A 15,994-nucleotide genomic window follows, 5' to 3' on the forward strand; every position below is an offset into this window, starting at 1 on the left:
CGCCCGGGCGCTGGTCTGATAGCCTGAGGCAAAGCGACAAGAGGCGGTTTGATGTATCGAAATGTCCTGACTTTCACCAGCGTTGCGGCGCTTTGCATCGGCCTGTCGGCACCGCTGATGGCGCAGTCCATCGCCGGGCCCTATCTGGCCGGACGCCATGCCGCGGTGAACAGCGACTACCCCGAGGCCGCACGCTACTACACCGAAGCGCTGGCGCGTGACCCCAAGAACGTCGAACTGATGGAAAACGCGGTCCTGTCCTACCTGTCGCTTGGACGGATCGAAAAGGCGCTGCCGCTGGCGCGCAGCATGGTGACCATCGGCACCAAAAGCCAGGTGGCCGAGATGACGATCGTCGCGGGACTGGCCAAAGAGGGTGACTATGACGCCCTGCTGGAGCGGGACAGCGCTGCCATTGGCCCCTGGGTAGGGGGCTTGGTGCAGGCTTGGGCGCATATGGGGGCGGGCGACGTGAGTGCCGCGATGGACGCTTTCGACAGTCTCAGCGCCGAAGCCGGGATGCAGGGATTTGTCATGTATCACAAGGCGCTGGCCCTCGCCTCTGTGGGGGATTTTGAAGGCGCCGAGGCGATCCTTGCCAGCGACGACGCAGGGGCTGCGGCCCAGACCCGCCGCGGGGTCATCGCCCATGCGGAAATCCTCGGCCAGCTGGGCCGGTATGGTGACGCTTTGGCCCTGCTGAAAGACGGCTTTGGCGATGACACCGATCCCGAAATCGACGATCTGGTCACGCGGCTGACCGCAGAGGAGTCCGCGCCTTTCACCTATATGCCCGACGCCCGCGCTGGCATGGCCGAGGTGTTTTTCACCTTCGCCGCCGTGCTGCGCAATGAGGCGGCGGGCGATTACTATGTGCTGCTCTATTCCCGCATCGCGCGCTATCTGCGGCCCGACCATGTCGACGCGCTGCTGCTGACGGCAAGCCTGCTGGAAAACCTCGGTGAACATGATCTGGCGATTGCCGAATACAAGGCATTGCCGCCTGACAGCCCGGCCTATCATGCCGCCGAATTGGGCCGCGCCGATGCGCTGCGGCGGTCGGGCAAGACCGCGCAGGCGATTGAGGTGCTTGAACAATTGGCCCGCAGCCATGGGGAGCTCGCCGTGGTGCATTCAACGCTGGGCGATATCCTGCGGGCCGAAGAAGACTATGCCGCCGCCATCGCCTCCTATGACGAAGCGCTTGAGCGCACATCGCAAAACGCCCGCGCGCGTTGGGTGCTCTACTACGCCCGGGCCATTGCCAAGGAACGCAGCAGTGATTGGGAAGGCTCGGAAGCCGATTTCCGCGCCGCGCTAGAGCTGAATCCCGAACAGCCGCAGGTGCTGAACTACCTCGGCTATTCCTTGGTCGAGCAGGAGCGCAATCTGGACGAGGCGCTCGACATGATCGAACGCGCCGTCGCGGCGAGCCCGGAAAGCGGCTATATCGTCGATTCCCTTGGCTGGGTGTTCTACCGTTTGGGCCGCTATGAAGAAGCCGTCGAGCAGATGGAGCGGGCAGTGGAGTTGGAGCCGGTGGACCCTGTGGTGAATGACCATCTGGGCGATGTCTATTGGGCCGTGGGCCGCAAGCGCGAAGCCGAGTTCCAATGGCGTCGGGCGCTGTCTTTCGTCGATCAGAGCGATGCGGATTCCGAGGCTGACCCAGACCGCATGCGGCGTAAGCTCGAAGTCGGTCTTGATGCCGTGCTGGCCGAGGAGGGCGCCGCACCGCTCAAGGTCGCAGCCGAAGAATGACCCTCACGGACGCGGCGCTTTTACCTGCCCAGGCCGGCGCCACAGGCAGCCGGATGGCCTGGGCCAAGATCAACCTCACCCTGCATGTGACCGGCCAACGGGAGGACGGTTATCACCTGCTCGACTCGCTGGTGGTGCGGGCCGGGGTGGGCGATGAGTTGCATGTCCTGCCCAGCGACCGTCTGAGCCTCACGGTCAGCGGCCCCGGGGCCGAAGGCGTGCCGACGGATGCGCGCAACCTCGTGCTGCGCGCCGCCACGTTGCTGGACGCGGGCAGGGGGCGCGGCGCGGCCTTGCATCTCATCAAACATCTGCCAGCGGCGGCGGGGATCGGCGGTGGCTCTGCCGATGCGGCGGCGGCCTTGGAGCTTTTGGCGGCCCATTGGGGCGTGGCGCTGCCCCAGGACACGGCGCAGCTGGGCGCCGATGTGCCGGTCTGTCTTGCGCAGGCGCCGCAACGGATGCAGGGCGTGGGCGAGGTGCTGACGCCGCTGCCGGCCCTGCCGCCCTGTCACATGGTGCTGGTGAACCCCAGGATTGACGTGCCGACCCCGGCGGTCTTTGCCGGGCTCGCAGATAAGTCTCAGCCGCCGATGCCCAAGGTAATCCCCCAGTTTGGTAGCCTCACAGAATTCGTTGATTTTCTCAGCAAAGAGCGCAATGACCTCACGGCCCCCGCCCTCGCGCGGGCGCCGGTCATCGCGGATTGTCTTGAGGCGCTCGGCGACACGCTGCTGGCGCGGATGTCGGGCTCTGGCGCCACCTGTTTCGGGCTTTACGGCAGCGCCCCAGAAGCCGCAGCCGCAGCAGAGCGGATCCGCGCCGAGGCGCCCCAATGGTGGGTCGCCGCAGCGCCCTTGCTGCAGCCTAGCTGATCCGGCTCACGACGTAATCGGCCAGATCGGTCAGCATCTCTTTCAACTCATGTTCGGGCAGCGGCGCCAGCGCGGTCTTGGCACGCTCGGCCCAGCTGCGCGCGTCAACCTGCGTGGCAGAGAGCGTGTCATGCTTGTGCAGCAGCGCCAGCGCATGGTCGAGATCGCCCTCTTCCTGCCGGCCCTTTTCAATCGTGCGAGTCCAAAAGGCGCGTTCCTCGGCATCGGCCTTGGCCACCGCTTTGATCACCGGCAGGGTCAGCTTGCGCTCGCGGAAATCATCGCCCACGTTTTTGCCCGTGGCGCCGGTATCGCCCCGGTAATCGAGCAGGTCATCGACGATCTGAAAGGCAATGCCGAGCGCATCGCCATAGTCAAACAGCGCCTGCACATGATCCTTCGGCGCATCGGCGATCACGCCGCCCACCTCTGTCGCGGCGGAAAACAGCGCTGCGGTCTTGCCGCGCACCACTTGCAGATAGACCGCTTCATCGGTGGCGAGGTTCTGCGCGGCGGTGAGCTGTAGCACCTCGCCCTCGGCGATGGTCGCGGCGGCGTTGGACAGGATGCGCATGACCGGCATCGACCCCGGCTCGGTCATCAACTGAAAGCTGCGGGCAAAGAGGTAATCGCCCACCAGCACCGAAGACTGGTTGTCCCAGAGCAGGTTCGCCGTGGGCCGCCCCCGCCGCTGCGCGCTTTCATCCACCACGTCATCATGCAGCAGGGTGGCGGTGTGGATGAACTCCACCGTCGCGGCCAGATGCACATGATAGGGGCCGCCATAGCCGCACATCCGCGCCGCCGCCAGCGTCAGCATGGGCCGCAGGCGCTTGCCACCGGCCTCGACCAGATGGGCCGTCACCTCGGGAATGCGGGGCGCGTGTTTTGACGCCATACGTTCGCGGATCAGCGTGCTGACAGCGGTCATATCATCGGCCAGATAGGCCGCCATGCGGTCGTGCGGTTTGTCCATCACATCACTTTTCATCATCATTCCCCGCAACAGGCTCGACAGGCTGCCGATCCGGCTCTACATCTCTGATATGAAGGAACTTTTGCGCAGCACCGACATGACGATCATCGCCTTTGCTTCCGCCCTTCTCAGGGGGGAGGATATAGACTGCTTTGAAATGGACGTAAACATGAGCGTGCTCGAAGGCGGCATCGGAATCTTCCCGCGCCGTCTGATGGTGCACCCCGACGATCACGACGCCGCCCTGCGGGTGATGCGCGACAATGAGATCCCGCTCGGGCTGTGACCCGTTTTGCCGAAGACGAGCTGACCTGCGACGCCTTTCTGGGCGGTAAGCTGCACCTCTGGCAACCCCGCCGGGGCCGGGGCTATCGCGCGGGGGTCGACCCGGTGCTGCTGGCCGCGACCGTGCCAGCGCAATCCGGGGAGACGGTGCTGGAGCTTGGCTGTGGCGCCGGGGCTGCGGCGCTTTGTCTCGGGGCGCGGGTGCCGGGGCTGCGGCTGACGGGCTGCGAATTGCAACCGGCCTATGCCGATCTGGCCCGCCGCAATGGCGGCCAGAGACTGGAGGTGGTCGAGGCGGACATCACCGCCATGCCGCTGCATCTTCGCGACCGTCAGTTCGATCATGTCTTGGCCAATCCGCCCTATTTCGACCGTGCCGCGTCGGTGCAATCCCGTGATCCGGGGCGCGAGCGGGCCCTGGGCGAAGCGACGCCGCTGCGCGATTGGGTGCGGATCGCGGCGAAACGGCTGAAACCCAAGGGCCAGGCGCATTTCATCCACCGGGCAGAGCGCCTGCCTGAATTGCTCGCGGCCCTGCCGCATGAGATGGGATCGATCGAGGTGCAGCCGCTGTCGCCCCGTCCCGGAAGGCATCCAGAGTTGATTCTCATGCGGGCGCGCAAGAACGGGCGCGGGGCCTTCCGGCTCTATCAGAATTTGATCATGCACAAAGGCGCACGGCACCTTCGGGACGGCGACAGCTATGTCCCGGAAATCGAAGCCGTGCTGCGCCATGGGGCACCGCTGGATTTTCCCGCGTCTTAAGCAATTTTTTACCAACTCCACCCCTATGCTGCGATGCTGCGTGACTTGTGCGTCACGCTGTGGTCCACTGAATTTGTAAACACTCACCATGGAGGATTGTATGGCTTTGAACGCACATCTGGATAGCTTGAAGCGGAAGCATCAGGCGATGAGTGAGGCGGTTGAAACCGCTCAACGCGCCCCCGGTATGGACGATTTGAAAGTGGCTTCCATGAAGAAAGAGAAACTGCGCCTGAAGGAGGAGATCAACCGCCTTTCCACCTGAATTCAGGCGCCATGACTGAATAAGGCCCGTCGGATCACTTCGGTGATCCGACAACCGCTGGAACGGTTCAACAGTTTCGGCGTTGGTCTTTAGATCAGGATGCGCAGTTTCTATCTGCCGCTGACTTATCTGCCCCGAGAGATGGCGCGTTTCTCGCAAGGCTCGCCCGGGCGGCAATGATCGCCCCACCGGTGATCAGCAGCGCTGCCCAGAGCAATGTCCAGCTCGGCACCGCCGCCCCGGCACCCACCAAAACGAGCGTCGACAACAAGGGGGCCGCATAGGAGCTTGTCCCCAGCAGCTGTATGTCGCCCTGTTTCACGCCAATGTCCCAGACGTAAAAGGCCAGCCCCACCGGGCCGAGCCCGAGCCCCAAGATCGCCGCCCAGCCGAGAGTATCCTCAGGCCAGACGGTCTGTTCAAATGCCAAATGCAGCGGCAGGGACAAAGCGGCGCTGGCAAGGCAGAAGACAGCCACGCTTGCGGTCGGGGCCGCACCGACAAGGCGCGACAGAACGGAGTAGCCCGACCATGTGAGCGCACAGAGCAGCGCCAGCCCATAGCCCGGAAGATAGGTCGTCGAAAACCCCCGGCCCCCGCCGGTGATGATCAGCGCGGCACCGGCAAAGCCGAGAAGCGCGCCTGCGATATGACCGCGCCGCAACCGCTCACCGGGCAAGAGGCCCGAGAAAACAACGATCAGCAGCGGCCAGAGATAGGCAATCAACCCCGCTTCGGCCGCCGGGGCCAGACGCAGGGCTGAAAAATAAAGCGCATGGTATCCAAAGAGGCCGATGGTGCCGAAAGCATAGACCTTGAATGGCACGCGACGCAGCCGCCCTGCCGCGCCGGTTGCCACGGTCCAGATCAGCCCGAGCGTACCGCCAATCGCAAAGCAGATCGTATTCAGCAACAGCGGCGGTGTCGGCGCGGAGCCGACGGTGAAGAGCGCAAGCAAGGCCCAGAGCAGAACGGCGATAAATCCGGTCACTGTCGCTTTTTGGCGGCTCATTCTTCGTTCCTTTCCGGGGTGGGCGATGTCACCGCAGCGCGGCGGCTATTAACACGCTCTACAACGAAAACACCCCCGTGAGCGATCACAGGGGTGTGGGGTACGGGACCATGTCACGCAAGAGGTGTCAGACGACGAACTGTGCGCCATTGGCCGAAATGGTCGAGCCATTGATAAAGCCCGCGTCATCCGAGACGAGGAACGCCACCGCCCGCGCGATCTCTTCGGGTTCGCCCAAACGGCCCGCAGGGATCTGCGCGATGATGCTTTCGCGGACCTTTTCAGGCACCGCCATAACCATGTCCGTCGCGATATAGCCGGGGCAGATCGCATTGGCCGTAATGCCGGCCCGCGCGCCTTCTTGGGCCAGTGACTTCACGATGCCCAGATCGCCTGCCTTGGTCGCGGCGTAGTTGACCTGCGCGAACTGTCCCTTCTGGCCATTGATCGACGAGATCACCACAACGCGCCCGAATTTACGCTCCCGCATGCCGGGCCAGACCGGGTGGATCGTGTTGAACACGCCGGTCAGATTGGTCGCGATAACCTCGTTCCACTGGTCCGGGGTCATCTTGTGAAAGGGCGCATCGCGGGTGATGCCGGCATTGGCGACGACCACGTCGATCGGGCCAAGCTCCGCTTCGACCTGTTCGATCCCGGCTTTGGAGGCGTCGTAATCTGCCACGTTCCATTTGTAGGTCTTGATGCCGGTCTCTTCGGTGAATTTCGCGGCGGCCTCGTCATTGCCGGCATAGGTGGCGGCGACGGTATAGCCCTTGTCCTTCAGCGTGGTGGAAATTGCCGCGCCGATGCCGCGACTGCCTCCGGTGACCAAAGCGATGCGTGACATGTAATCCCTCCCTCAATGTAACGTTCTTGCAATTGCATGTTTCGGCGCGCAATAAAGTTGCGCGCCGATAATAGTCTTAGGGGCGCTCAAGGCACATGGCAACACCCATCCCGCCGCCGATACACAGCGTCGCGAGACCTTTTTTCGCGCCGCGGCGTTGCATTTCGAACAGCAGGGTGTTCAGCACCCGCGCGCCTGACGCGCCGATCGGGTGGCCGATGGCGATGGCGCCGCCGTTCACATTGACGATCTCAGGGTCCCAGCCCATCTCTTTGTTCACCGCGCAGGCCTGAGCGGCGAAGGCTTCGTTGGCTTCCACCAGATCGAGATCTTCGGGCTTCCAGCCTGCTTTTTCCAAGGCCTTGCGTGAGGCATAGACCGGGCCGACGCCCATGATCGACGGGTCAAGACCCGCCGTCGCATAGGAGGCGATCCGCGCCAGCGGGGTGATGCCGCGTTTTTCGGCGTCATCGGCGCTCATCAGCAAAGCACCCGCCGCGCCATCATTGATGCCAGAGGCATTGGCTGCGGTGACAGAGCCATCCTTGGTAAAGGCGGGGCGGAGCTTCTGCATGGTCTCGATATTGGCGCCGTGGCGGATGTATTCATCCTGATCCACGACCGTCTCGCCTTTGCGCGATGTGATCGTATAGGGGACGATCTCATCTGCGAATTTACCGGCTTTCTGGGCGGCCTCGGCCTTGTTCTGGGAGGCCACGGCAAATTCATCCTGCGTATCGCGGGAAATCTGCCATTTCTCGGCGACATTCTCGGCGGTTTGGCCCATGTGGTAGCCGTTGAACGCATCCCAGAGCCCGTCGCGGATCATCGTGTCGATGAACTGCAGATCGCCCATCTTCTGACCCGCGCGCAGGTTCTGCGCATGGGGGCTGAGGGTCATGTTTTCCTGCCCCCCGGCGGCGACGATGCTGGCGTCGCCCAATTGGATGTGCTGCGCGGCCAAGGCCACGGCGCGCAGGCCGGAGCCGCAGACCTGATTGATGCCCCAGGCGGCGCTTTCTTTCGGCAGGCCCGCGTTGATATGCGCCTGACGGGCCGGGTTCTGCCCCTGGGCGGCGGTCAGCACCTGGCCCAGAATGGTCTCGGAGACTTCGCTGGGATCGACGCCGGCCCGGGCGACGAGCTCTTTCAGAACGGCAGCGCCCAGATCATGGGCCGGGGTTTTGGCGAAGGCCCCGCCGAAACTGCCCACGGCGGTACGGGCGGCGGATGCGATGACAACATTGGTCATAGTGTGAATTCCTCTATCTAACTGGGCAAAAGCAAACCGCGCGCACCGTCTGGGGGCGCGGGTTTCTTGTCCCTTGTGTGAAGTGATAGCGGATGCGCTGCATTGCGGCAACTGAGCAGGTCAAGCACCGCCGATGCCGGCGGATAGGCGGAGAAACCGTTCAGCCCGTCGCGCGACCTTGGCCCTTGTTCAGCCACTCCGGCTGGGCGGTGGGGGCAGCATAGTAGTAGCCCTGCAGACAGTCGATGCCCATCTCGCTGAGCACCGCCGCATCCTCCGCATTCTCGACGCATTCGGCAACGGTGAGCATATCGAAATGCGTGGCGATGGAGATCAGGGCCGCGGTCAGGGCGCGGTTGTCGGGGTCATGGGCGATGCCCCTGATGAACTGCCCGTCAAGCTTCAGAATGTCGAAGTAGAAGTCTTTGAAATAGCGGATCGCCGTATGCCCCGCGCCGAAATCGTCCATCGCAAAGCAGATGCCATAGGGCTGCAATTGATCCATGAAATCAGCGACCAGTTCAGGCACCAGCATCGCCGAGCTTTCGGTGATCTCAAGAATGAGCCTTTCGCCGATGGTGGCGTCGCGGTCCAGCCAGCGGCGCAGCATCCGGTTCCACGCCTGATAGCCGATGGAACGGGCCGACATGTTGATCGACAGGCGCAGGCCGGGGTTGTTATGCAGCGCGCCCAGCCCCATGCGCAGGGCCAGCACGTCGATCTGGCGCCCGGTCTCTGTGTCCTCAATCGAAGAGATGAAATCCTTCGCCGGGATGATCCGCCCGGTGGGGTCCAGCACGCGGATCAACCCTTCGTAAAAAGCGATGCGGGTCGGATCTGCAGCGCGCATCACCGGTTGAAAGGCGAGCAAGGTCTGCTTATGCGCAATCGCGTCGCGCACCATATCGAGCGTGGACCCATCGCGCTGCGTGACCGCATGATCAAGCGGGCTCTGCGCGCCGGGGGGCATATCGGCAATGCGGCGTTGGAATCGGCGGGTCACGGGGGTACTTTCTGACTGACTTCGCTGCAGGTATGGGCGACAAGGTGATAACATGGCCTTAATCGGCGGCAATTTCCGCCCGGCCAATCGGGGAGGGGCAAGATGCAGCGCTGTGACTGGGCCGGGGATGACCCGATATACCAAGCCTATCATGACACCGAATGGGGCGTGCCGGAGTATGACAGCCGGGCGCTGTGGGAAAAGCTGATCCTTGATGGGTTCCAAGCCGGGCTGAGCTGGATCACGATCCTTAAAAAGCGCGATAACTTTCGCCGGGCTTTCGCCGGGTTCGATCCGCACCGGATTGCCGAATGGGGCGAGGCGGATGTTCAGCGTCTGCTGGCCGATCCCGGCATCATCCGCCACCGGGGCAAGATCGAGGCCGCGATCACCAACGCCCGGGCCTGGCAAGAGATCGAGGCCGGCGCCGGGTTTGACCAGTTCATGTGGCGCTATGTCGACGGGGTGCCGCTACAGCCCGGCTTTGCCACACAGGCCGATGTGCCGCCCAAGACAGCGCTGTCAGAACAGGTGAGCAAGGATCTGAAGAAAGCCGGGTTCAAATTCTGCGGCCCGACGATCACCTATGCCTGGATGGAGGCCTGCGGCCTGGTCAATGACCATATTCTGAGCTGTCACCGCCACGCGCCCTGCGCGGCGATGGCGGGTAAGGGCGGGGCGGCGCTTGGCGCGAAAATCCCCCGTTGACTCTGCACCGCAGCACCGTATAAGCGCCCCTTCATTGGTGTTGGTGGACCCCGCAAGGGGAACCCTGTCGGGCTTCGGCCAAAGGACAACGCCCTTTACCGCCCTCAGGGGCCTTATAAAGGAGATCAGCCGTGACAAAACGCACAGCTGCCAAGCACAAGATTGACCGCCGCATGGGCGAAAACATCTGGGGTCGTCCGAAGTCCCCGGTGAACCGTCGTGAATACGGCCCCGGCCAGCACGGCCAGCGTCGTAAGGGCAAGATTTCGGATTTCGGTATCCAGCTGCGCGCCAAGCAGAAGCTCAAGGGCTACTATGGCGACTTGACCGAGAAGCAGTTCCGCCGCATCTATGGCGAAGCCGAGCGTGTTAAGGGCGATACCGGTGAAAACCTGATCGGCCTGCTGGAGCGTCGTCTGGACGCGGTTGTGTATCGCGCCAAATTCGTGCCGACCGTTTTCGCCGCACGCCAGTTCGTGAACCACGGCCATGTCAAAGTGAACGGCCGCAAGGTCAACATCCCCTCCTACCGTGTGAAAGAGGGTGACGTGATCGAAGTGCGTGACCGTTCCAAGCAGCTGGCCTCGGTTCTGGAAGCCGTGCAACTGCCTGAGCGCGACGTGCCGGATTACCTCGAAACCGATCACTCCAAAATGACCGCGACCTTCGTGCGCACGCCGAGCCTTGGCGATGTGCCTTACCCGGTCGTGATGGAACCGAACCTCGTGGTGGAATTCTACGCCAAGAACTAAGGATCGCATTGATCTTTGTGCTTTGGGGCCGTGCGGTATATCACCGCGCGGCCCTTTTCTTTGCGCGGCAAACTTGCTGTAGCATCGGCGCACTGGCCCCGATAGAAGAGCGGCAATAGCGTGAGGATACCAGCGAGATGACACAGATCGCACCGCAACCGGGCATTATGGAGATTGACCTTTACCAAGGGGGTGCGGCGCATGTCGCGGGCCTTGAGAATGTGGTCAAGCTGAGCTCGAACGAGAACCCATTGGGGCCAAGCCCCGCCGCCGTCGAAGCCTATCGCCGCGCGGCCTATGATCTGCATCGCTATCCGTCTTCCGACCATAGCGCGCTGCGCACCGCCATTGCCGAGGTGCTGGGGCTGGACGCCGAGCGGATCATCTGCGGCGCCGGGTCGGATGAGATCATCGCCTTTCTTTGCCAAGCCTATGCCGGGCCGGGGACCGAGGTGGTCCATACCGAACACGGTTTTGCCATGTACCGCATCTCGGCGCTGGCCGCCGGGGCCACGCCGGTCGAAGTGCCGGAGCGCGAGCGGGTCACCGATGTCGATGCGATCCTTGCGGCCTGTAGCGCGGCGACGCGTCTGGTCTTTATCGCCAACCCCAACAACCCGACCGGCACGATGGTCAGCCTGGCCGAGATCGAGCGGCTGGCCGACAGGCTGCCCCCGCAAGCGCTTTTGGTGCTGGATGGGGCCTATGCCGAATATGTCGAAGGGTATGACGGCGGGGCCGAACTGGTCGACCAGCGCGACAATGTGGTGATGACGCGGACCTTCTCCAAACTCTACGGGCTCGGCGGGCTGCGCATCGGCTGGGGTTACGGTCCTGCGCATGTGATCGATGTGCTGAACCGAGTGCGGGGGCCGTTCAACATCTCTCAGGCCGCGCTCGCCGCCGCCGAAGCCGCGATCCGTGACCGCGCCTATACCGACCATTGCCGGGCCGAGAATGCCCGCTGGCGGATGTGGCTGGCCGATGCGCTGGCCGAGATCGGCGTGCCCTCGGATGTGTCCTGCGCGAATTTCGTGCTGGCGCGTTTCGCCAATCAGGCCGAGGCCGAAGCCTGTGACGATTACCTGAAAACCCAAGGGCTGATCGTGCGCCGGGTGGGCGGCTACAACCTGCCGCAATGCCTGCGCATCACGGTGGGGGACGAAAGCGCCTGTCGCCGCGTGGTACATGCGGTGCGGCAGTTCAAGGGGGTGCGCTGATGGCGCAGGTTTACGAACGGGTCGCGCTCATTGGGCTCGGGCTGATCGCCTCCTCGCTCTACTGGGCGATGAAACGCGGCGGTCTGGCGGGCGAGGTGACCGGCTATGCGCGCAGCGATGAGACCCGCGCGACCGCGCGTGAGATCGGCCTCTGCGACCGGGTTTGCGACAGCGCGGCCGAGGCGGTGGCGGATGCCGATCTGGTGGTGCTCTGCGTGCCGGTGGGTGTCATGGGCGCCGTGGCGGCCGAGATTGCACCGCATCTGGCGCCGGGCGCGACGGTGACGGACGTAGGCTCGGTCAAGGCCGATGTCATCGCCCAGGTCGGGCCACATTTGCCCGAGGGCGTGCATTTCATCCCCGGCCACCCGCTGGCGGGGACCGAACATTCCGGCCCGCGCAGCGGCTTTGCCGAATTGTTCGACAATCGCTGGTGCCTGCTGGTCCCGGTCGAGGGAACCGATGCCGAGGCCATCGCGCGGCTGCGCGCGCTTTGGGAAGGGGCGGGCGCGCATGTCGAGGAGATGGACGCCGAACACCATGATCTGGTGCTCGCCGTGACCTCCCATGCACCGCATCTCATTGCCTATACGATGGTTGGCGTGGCCGATGATCTGCGCCGGGTGACCGACAGCGAAGTGATCAAATATTCCGCCGCCGGTTTTCGGGACTTCACCCGGATCGCGGCCAGTGACCCGACCATGTGGCGCGATGTCTTCCTGACCAACAAAGATGCCACGCTGGAAATCCTCGGCCGTTTCACCGAAGAGCTTTTCGCCCTGCAACGGGCGATCCGCACCGGCGACGGCGATCACCTGCACGCCTATTTCACCCGCACCCGCGCGATCCGGCGCGGCATTATCGAAGCGGGGCAGGACACCGACGCGCCCGACTTTGGCCGGGGCGCGCCGAAGCGATGAAACTGGGGGCCGCCCGCTGTCTGATCTTGATCGGACAGGCGGTCTTTGCGGCGGGGCCTGAAACCTCTCTCCGCCCCATGACGCGGGGTGGGGATGGGGTTTTGCCCGTTCCCGTAAGCCCCAGCGGCGCCATTGCCCCGCCCGCAGGCGCTCCGGCGGCGCAGAAGGCAGCCGGCGGCCTGAGATTTTCCTTGCGCCCCTTTCTGCGCAGTCAGAAAGTCGAAAACGCCGCCCGCGCCCGGGCGCGGCGCTTGGCCAAAGGGGCGGTTTGCGGCGATCTGGCGATACAAGGCGAGGCGATCGGGACGGTGCTGCTCAAAAGCTGGCGCGCGGCGCGGCGGTCATGCGTTGCGGCGGATGCATAAGGGCGCCTGCGGTCCCTTTGGCACCGTGCTTGGCCCCGCAGCCGATCGCTACCACCAAGATCACTTCCACTTCGACACGGCCCGCTATCGCAACGGCCGCTACTGCCGCTAGTCCGTGCGGGGCAGGCGCGGAGCAGGGCCGAGCGGGATGCCCGCGAGCGTCATTTGCCCGTCGATAAAGACAAGTTCCAGGTCCAGCCCGCCCGGCACGTCGCCCCGGTTTTCCAAGGCCCGCAGCATCGTTTCCACCTGCAACCGCATCGCGGGCGGCAAGAGGCCGGCGCGCTGCGCAATATTCACCAGACGCTCCCAGTTCTGCACCTTGAGGGTCAGCGCCCCCTCGGGCTGGCCCTCGGCATCGACGGACACAGTGCCATTGGCCGCAAGGCTGATGTCACCCCAAGCGATACGGGCCTCTGTCAGGTCAATCTGCTGCACGCGCGGCGCGCTGCCGCGCATCGCCATCTGCCGGTTCAGAGGGTGATCAAAGGTGATCTCTGCCTCGACCGCCAGGCTTGGGGCCGATGGCGGCGGGCCGTCTTCGGAGAAAAGCCGGCGCAGCAGCGGGCCGGGGGTGATCGCGTCGGGCAGAATATGAAGGCGATAGGTCATCGGCTGGTCCGCCAGAGGACGCATCTCTGCCCGCGGCTGCGCGATCTCCAACAGCGGGCCGTCCGGCCCCTCCAGTTCAAGCGCGGCGCTGTGCAGGCTCAGCTGTTCAAGCTCAAGCGCGAGACCGGGGGACAGGAAGAGCCGCCCCGCCACATCCTGCGCTGTCACTTCCAGCGGCAGCGGTCCGGCTGCGGTGTCCAGATGCAGGCCCGGCGCGTCGAGTGAGAGGTCGCCGGGCCACCAGAGGGGGGCCGAAAGTGTCGTCTTGGCAGCCTTGAGCTGAAAGCCCTGCGCCGGGTCGGCCAATGACAGCCCGGTCAGGGTATTTTGCAGTTTCAGCGGAAACCCGGCCTTGGTTATATCGTCCAAGGCGACCTCCCAACCCGCCGCACGGCGGGCGTCGAGCAGGCGGGACAGGGCGCTTTGCATCTGCGCCGTGGCCACGGCCCACCATGCGCCCCAGAGCGCGGCCAGTAAAATCAGCAGCCAAACCAATTTGCGCATCTCGATAGCCCTTTAAATCGTGCCTCAGATGCGGTTTATCCAAGCCCAGCAGAAAGGACCAGCAAGATGGCGATGTGGGTATTTGGCTATGGCAGCCTGTTGTGGAATCCGGGGTTTGAGGTGGCGGAACGGGTGATCAGCACCCTGCCGGGATACGCGCGGTCTTTCTGCATGCGCTCGATCCACCACCGCGGCACGGTTAGCGAACCGGGGCTGGTGCTCGCGCTGGACGAATCCGTTCGCTCGGCCTGCGAAGGCATGGCGATGCGGGTGGCCGAAGGCCATGAGGCGCGCACGCTCGACTATCTGCGCGAACGGGAATTGATCTCTTCGGCCTATATCGAGAAAAACCTCACCGTGCATCTGACCGACGGGCGCGATATCGAAGCGGTGACCTATGTGATCGACGCCGATCACGTGCAATATTGCGGCGGGCTGCCGCTCGAAGAACAGGCCCAGATCATCGCCCGCGCCGTAGGCGACCGGGGGCCGAACAGCGAGTATCTGATAAATACCGCCCTGCATCTGTCGGAAGTCGGTCTGCACGACCCGGCATTGGAATGGCTTCATGACCGCGTGAAGGCATTAGCCTCATAAAAACTTGGCAACTCCCCGCGGTTTCGGTGTAGGCTGAGCCGAGGGCAGAACAAAGGGTCAGGAAAGGCCGCATGGCACAGCCAGACCGCAAGGCAAAACCGCAATTTTCACAACCGGTGCGTCAGATTTCTCTGATGTTGATCGTGCTGGGCCTGACCGGCGTCGGGGCGTTTTTGGCGTTGCCCCGCGTCTTGCCGATCTTCGCGGCAAACCCCTGGCTGAACGGGGTGATCATCTTTGTCTTTCTGATCGGCGTGCTGGCCTGTTTCTATCAGGTCACGCAGTTGATCGGCTCGGTGCGCTGGATCGAGAATTTCGCCTCCGACACCCCGGTGCCCGATACCGTCGCACCGCAGCTGCTGGCCCCCTTGGCCTCGCTTCTGCGCCAGCGCGGGGCGCGGATGCAGGTCAGCCCGACCTCGACCCGCTCGATTCTCGATTCCGTGGCCTCGCGTATCGACGAAGTGCGCGAGATCACGCGCTATATCGTCAATATGCTGATTTTCCTCGGGCTCTTGGGCACGTTCTACGGGCTCGCTACGACGGTGCCCGCGGTGGTCGATACGATCCGTTCCCTCGCCCCCGGTGAGGGGGAGGCCGGCGTTGATGTCTTTGGCCGGCTGATGACCGGGCTTGAGGCGCAGTTGGGAGGCATGGGCGTGGCCTTTGGCTCCTCGCTTCTGGGGCTGGCCGGGTCTCTGGTGGTTGGGCTGCTGGAGCTTTTCGCCGGCCATGGGCAGAACCGCTTTTACCAAGAGCTTGAGGATTGGCTGAGCTCCATTACCCGCGTCGGGCTCTCCACCGGGGATGAGGCCAATGACCAGAACGTCATGGCCGGTGTGATGGACCAGATGGTCGAGCAGATGGGCGAGTTGCAGCAGTTGTTCACCCAGTCTGATGTCAGCCGCGCGATGGTGGATGACAAGCTGGGCAAGCTCGCCGATGCGGTGGACCGGATGACCACCCGGATGGAACGTACTGACCCGTCCAGCGCCGCACTGGAGCGTGTGGCCGAGGGGCAGGAGCGGCTGATCACGGTGCTCGAAGGCCAGACCGCCGGCGAAGGGATCGACGCGGAAAGCCGGATGCGGCTGCGCTCCATCGATGTGCAGATGCTGCGCATCCTCGAAGAGATTTCGGCAGGCCGGCAGGAGACGATGGCCGAGTTGCGCAAGGATATCTCATTGCTCGCCAAGGCCTTGTCAGGCCAGCGCAGCGCCGACAGCCGCCGCCCCCGTGATGGTGTAAACCCCGGTAGCGAGGCGCGCTAAT

General features: G+C 63.9%; 17 protein-coding genes and 1 pseudogene. 12 read left to right on the plus strand and 6 right to left on the minus strand.

The genetic code is table 11. The annotated features are described in order from the left end of the window. The first annotated feature begins 51 nt into the window (after positions 1 to 51). Both AB4M76_RS16810 and AB4M76_RS16815 read left to right on the plus strand, forming a co-directional pair. Positions 52 to 1,761 (plus strand): tetratricopeptide repeat protein, encoded by a 1,710-nt coding sequence (locus AB4M76_RS16810; protein ID WP_368443135.1) that lies wholly within the window; start codon positions 52 to 54, stop codon positions 1,759 to 1,761. Beyond that, entirely contained in the window at positions 1,758 to 2,636 is an 879-nt protein-coding gene (locus tag AB4M76_RS16815) for a 4-(cytidine 5'-diphospho)-2-C-methyl-D-erythritol kinase (protein ID WP_368443136.1), read from the plus strand. Before AB4M76_RS16810 ends, AB4M76_RS16815 begins: the two co-directional genes overlap by 4 nt. Here the strand turns inward: AB4M76_RS16815 and AB4M76_RS16820 are convergent. After that, positions 2,629 to 3,630 carry a polyprenyl synthetase family protein gene (locus AB4M76_RS16820; protein ID WP_368443137.1) on the minus strand — a complete coding sequence of 334 codons (1,002 nt, stop codon included), beginning with the start codon at positions 3,628 to 3,630 and terminating at the stop codon, positions 2,629 to 2,631. The two genes, AB4M76_RS16815 and AB4M76_RS16820, sit on opposite strands and share 8 nt — an antisense overlap. A gap of 52 nt (positions 3,631 to 3,682) precedes the next feature. Here AB4M76_RS16820 and AB4M76_RS16825 point away from each other — a divergent pair, with 52 nt between their 5' ends. The 3 genes from AB4M76_RS16825 to AB4M76_RS16835 all read left to right on the plus strand — a co-directional run bounded on the left by AB4M76_RS16825 (position 3,683) and on the right by AB4M76_RS16835 (position 4,927). Next, positions 3,683 to 3,898, plus strand: a complete 216-nt coding sequence (locus tag AB4M76_RS16825; RefSeq protein ID WP_368443541.1) for a DUF2007 domain-containing protein — start codon at positions 3,683 to 3,685, stop codon at positions 3,896 to 3,898. Continuing rightward, the gene (locus AB4M76_RS16830; protein WP_368443138.1) at positions 3,895 to 4,662 is read left to right on the plus strand and encodes a tRNA1(Val) (adenine(37)-N6)-methyltransferase; all 768 of its coding nucleotides are present in this window, start codon (positions 3,895 to 3,897) and stop codon (positions 4,660 to 4,662) included. The genes AB4M76_RS16825 and AB4M76_RS16830 overlap by 4 nt, the downstream gene beginning before the upstream one ends. Positions 4,663 to 4,762: 100 nt before the next feature. Beyond that, a complete protein-coding gene (locus tag AB4M76_RS16835; RefSeq protein ID WP_368443139.1) occupies positions 4,763 to 4,927 on the plus strand; it encodes a YdcH family protein in 165 nt (54 codons plus the stop codon). Between the two features lie 94 nt (positions 4,928 to 5,021). On the opposite strand, the gene AB4M76_RS16840 is transcribed toward AB4M76_RS16835, so the two are convergent. The 4 genes from AB4M76_RS16840 to AB4M76_RS16855 form a co-directional block, all read right to left on the minus strand. After that, entirely contained in the window at positions 5,022 to 5,939 is a 918-nt protein-coding gene (locus AB4M76_RS16840; RefSeq protein ID WP_368443140.1) for a DMT family transporter, read from the minus strand. Between the two features lie 127 nt (positions 5,940 to 6,066). Then, entirely contained in the window at positions 6,067 to 6,789 is a 723-nt protein-coding gene (gene phbB, locus AB4M76_RS16845) for an acetoacetyl-CoA reductase (protein ID WP_368443141.1), read from the minus strand. Positions 6,790 to 6,865: 76 nt separating this feature from the next. Beyond that, on the minus strand, positions 6,866 to 8,041 hold the full coding sequence (locus AB4M76_RS16850) for an acetyl-CoA C-acetyltransferase (RefSeq protein ID WP_368443142.1): 1,176 nt from the start codon (positions 8,039 to 8,041) through the stop codon (positions 6,866 to 6,868). Positions 8,042 to 8,201: 160 nt separating this feature from the next. Further along, positions 8,202 to 9,044 carry an EAL domain-containing protein gene (locus AB4M76_RS16855; RefSeq protein WP_368443143.1) on the minus strand — a complete coding sequence of 281 codons (843 nt, stop codon included), beginning with the start codon at positions 9,042 to 9,044 and terminating at the stop codon, positions 8,202 to 8,204. 102 nt (positions 9,045 to 9,146) lie between these two features. Here AB4M76_RS16855 and AB4M76_RS16860 point away from each other — a divergent pair, with 102 nt between their 5' ends. From AB4M76_RS16860 to AB4M76_RS16880, 5 genes and pseudogenes are all read left to right on the plus strand, one after another. Further along, positions 9,147 to 9,752: a DNA-3-methyladenine glycosylase I gene (locus AB4M76_RS16860; RefSeq protein ID WP_368443144.1), complete on the plus strand. Its 606-nt coding sequence runs from the start codon at positions 9,147 to 9,149 to the stop codon at positions 9,750 to 9,752. Positions 9,753 to 9,883: 131 nt separating this feature from the next. After that, a complete protein-coding gene (rpsD, locus tag AB4M76_RS16865) occupies positions 9,884 to 10,504 on the plus strand; it encodes a 30S ribosomal protein S4 (protein WP_368443145.1) in 621 nt (206 codons plus the stop codon). A 137-nt stretch (positions 10,505 to 10,641) separates the two neighbouring features. Continuing rightward, positions 10,642 to 11,724 carry a histidinol-phosphate transaminase gene (gene hisC / locus AB4M76_RS16870; protein ID WP_368443146.1) on the plus strand — a complete coding sequence of 361 codons (1,083 nt, stop codon included), beginning with the start codon at positions 10,642 to 10,644 and terminating at the stop codon, positions 11,722 to 11,724. Next, entirely contained in the window at positions 11,724 to 12,644 is a 921-nt protein-coding gene (locus AB4M76_RS16875) for a prephenate/arogenate dehydrogenase family protein (RefSeq protein WP_368443147.1), read from the plus strand. Before hisC ends, AB4M76_RS16875 begins: the two co-directional genes overlap by 1 nt. Beyond that, positions 12,641 to 13,121, plus strand: a pseudogene (locus AB4M76_RS16880) (extensin family protein). The gene AB4M76_RS16875 and the pseudogene AB4M76_RS16880 overlap by 4 nt, the downstream one beginning before the upstream one ends. Here AB4M76_RS16880 and AB4M76_RS16885 read toward each other — a convergent pair. Then, positions 13,118 to 14,125 (minus strand): DUF2125 domain-containing protein, encoded by a 1,008-nt coding sequence (locus AB4M76_RS16885; protein WP_368443148.1) that lies wholly within the window; start codon positions 14,123 to 14,125, stop codon positions 13,118 to 13,120. The pseudogene AB4M76_RS16880 and the gene AB4M76_RS16885 sit on opposite strands and share 4 nt — an antisense overlap. A gap of 66 nt (positions 14,126 to 14,191) precedes the next feature. Here AB4M76_RS16885 and AB4M76_RS16890 point away from each other — a divergent pair, with 66 nt between their 5' ends. Further along, positions 14,192 to 14,722, plus strand: a complete 531-nt coding sequence (locus AB4M76_RS16890; RefSeq protein ID WP_368443149.1) for a gamma-glutamylcyclotransferase — start codon at positions 14,192 to 14,194, stop codon at positions 14,720 to 14,722. 71 nt (positions 14,723 to 14,793) lie between these two features. Continuing rightward, positions 14,794 to 15,993, plus strand: a complete 1,200-nt coding sequence (locus tag AB4M76_RS16895; protein WP_368443150.1) for a biopolymer transporter ExbB — start codon at positions 14,794 to 14,796, stop codon at positions 15,991 to 15,993. The last annotated feature ends 1 nt before the right edge of the window (position 15,994 follow it).

Source organism: Sulfitobacter sp. PS-8MA, assembly GCF_040933935.1.
Classification (GTDB): Bacteria; Pseudomonadota; Alphaproteobacteria; order Rhodobacterales; family Rhodobacteraceae; genus Sulfitobacter.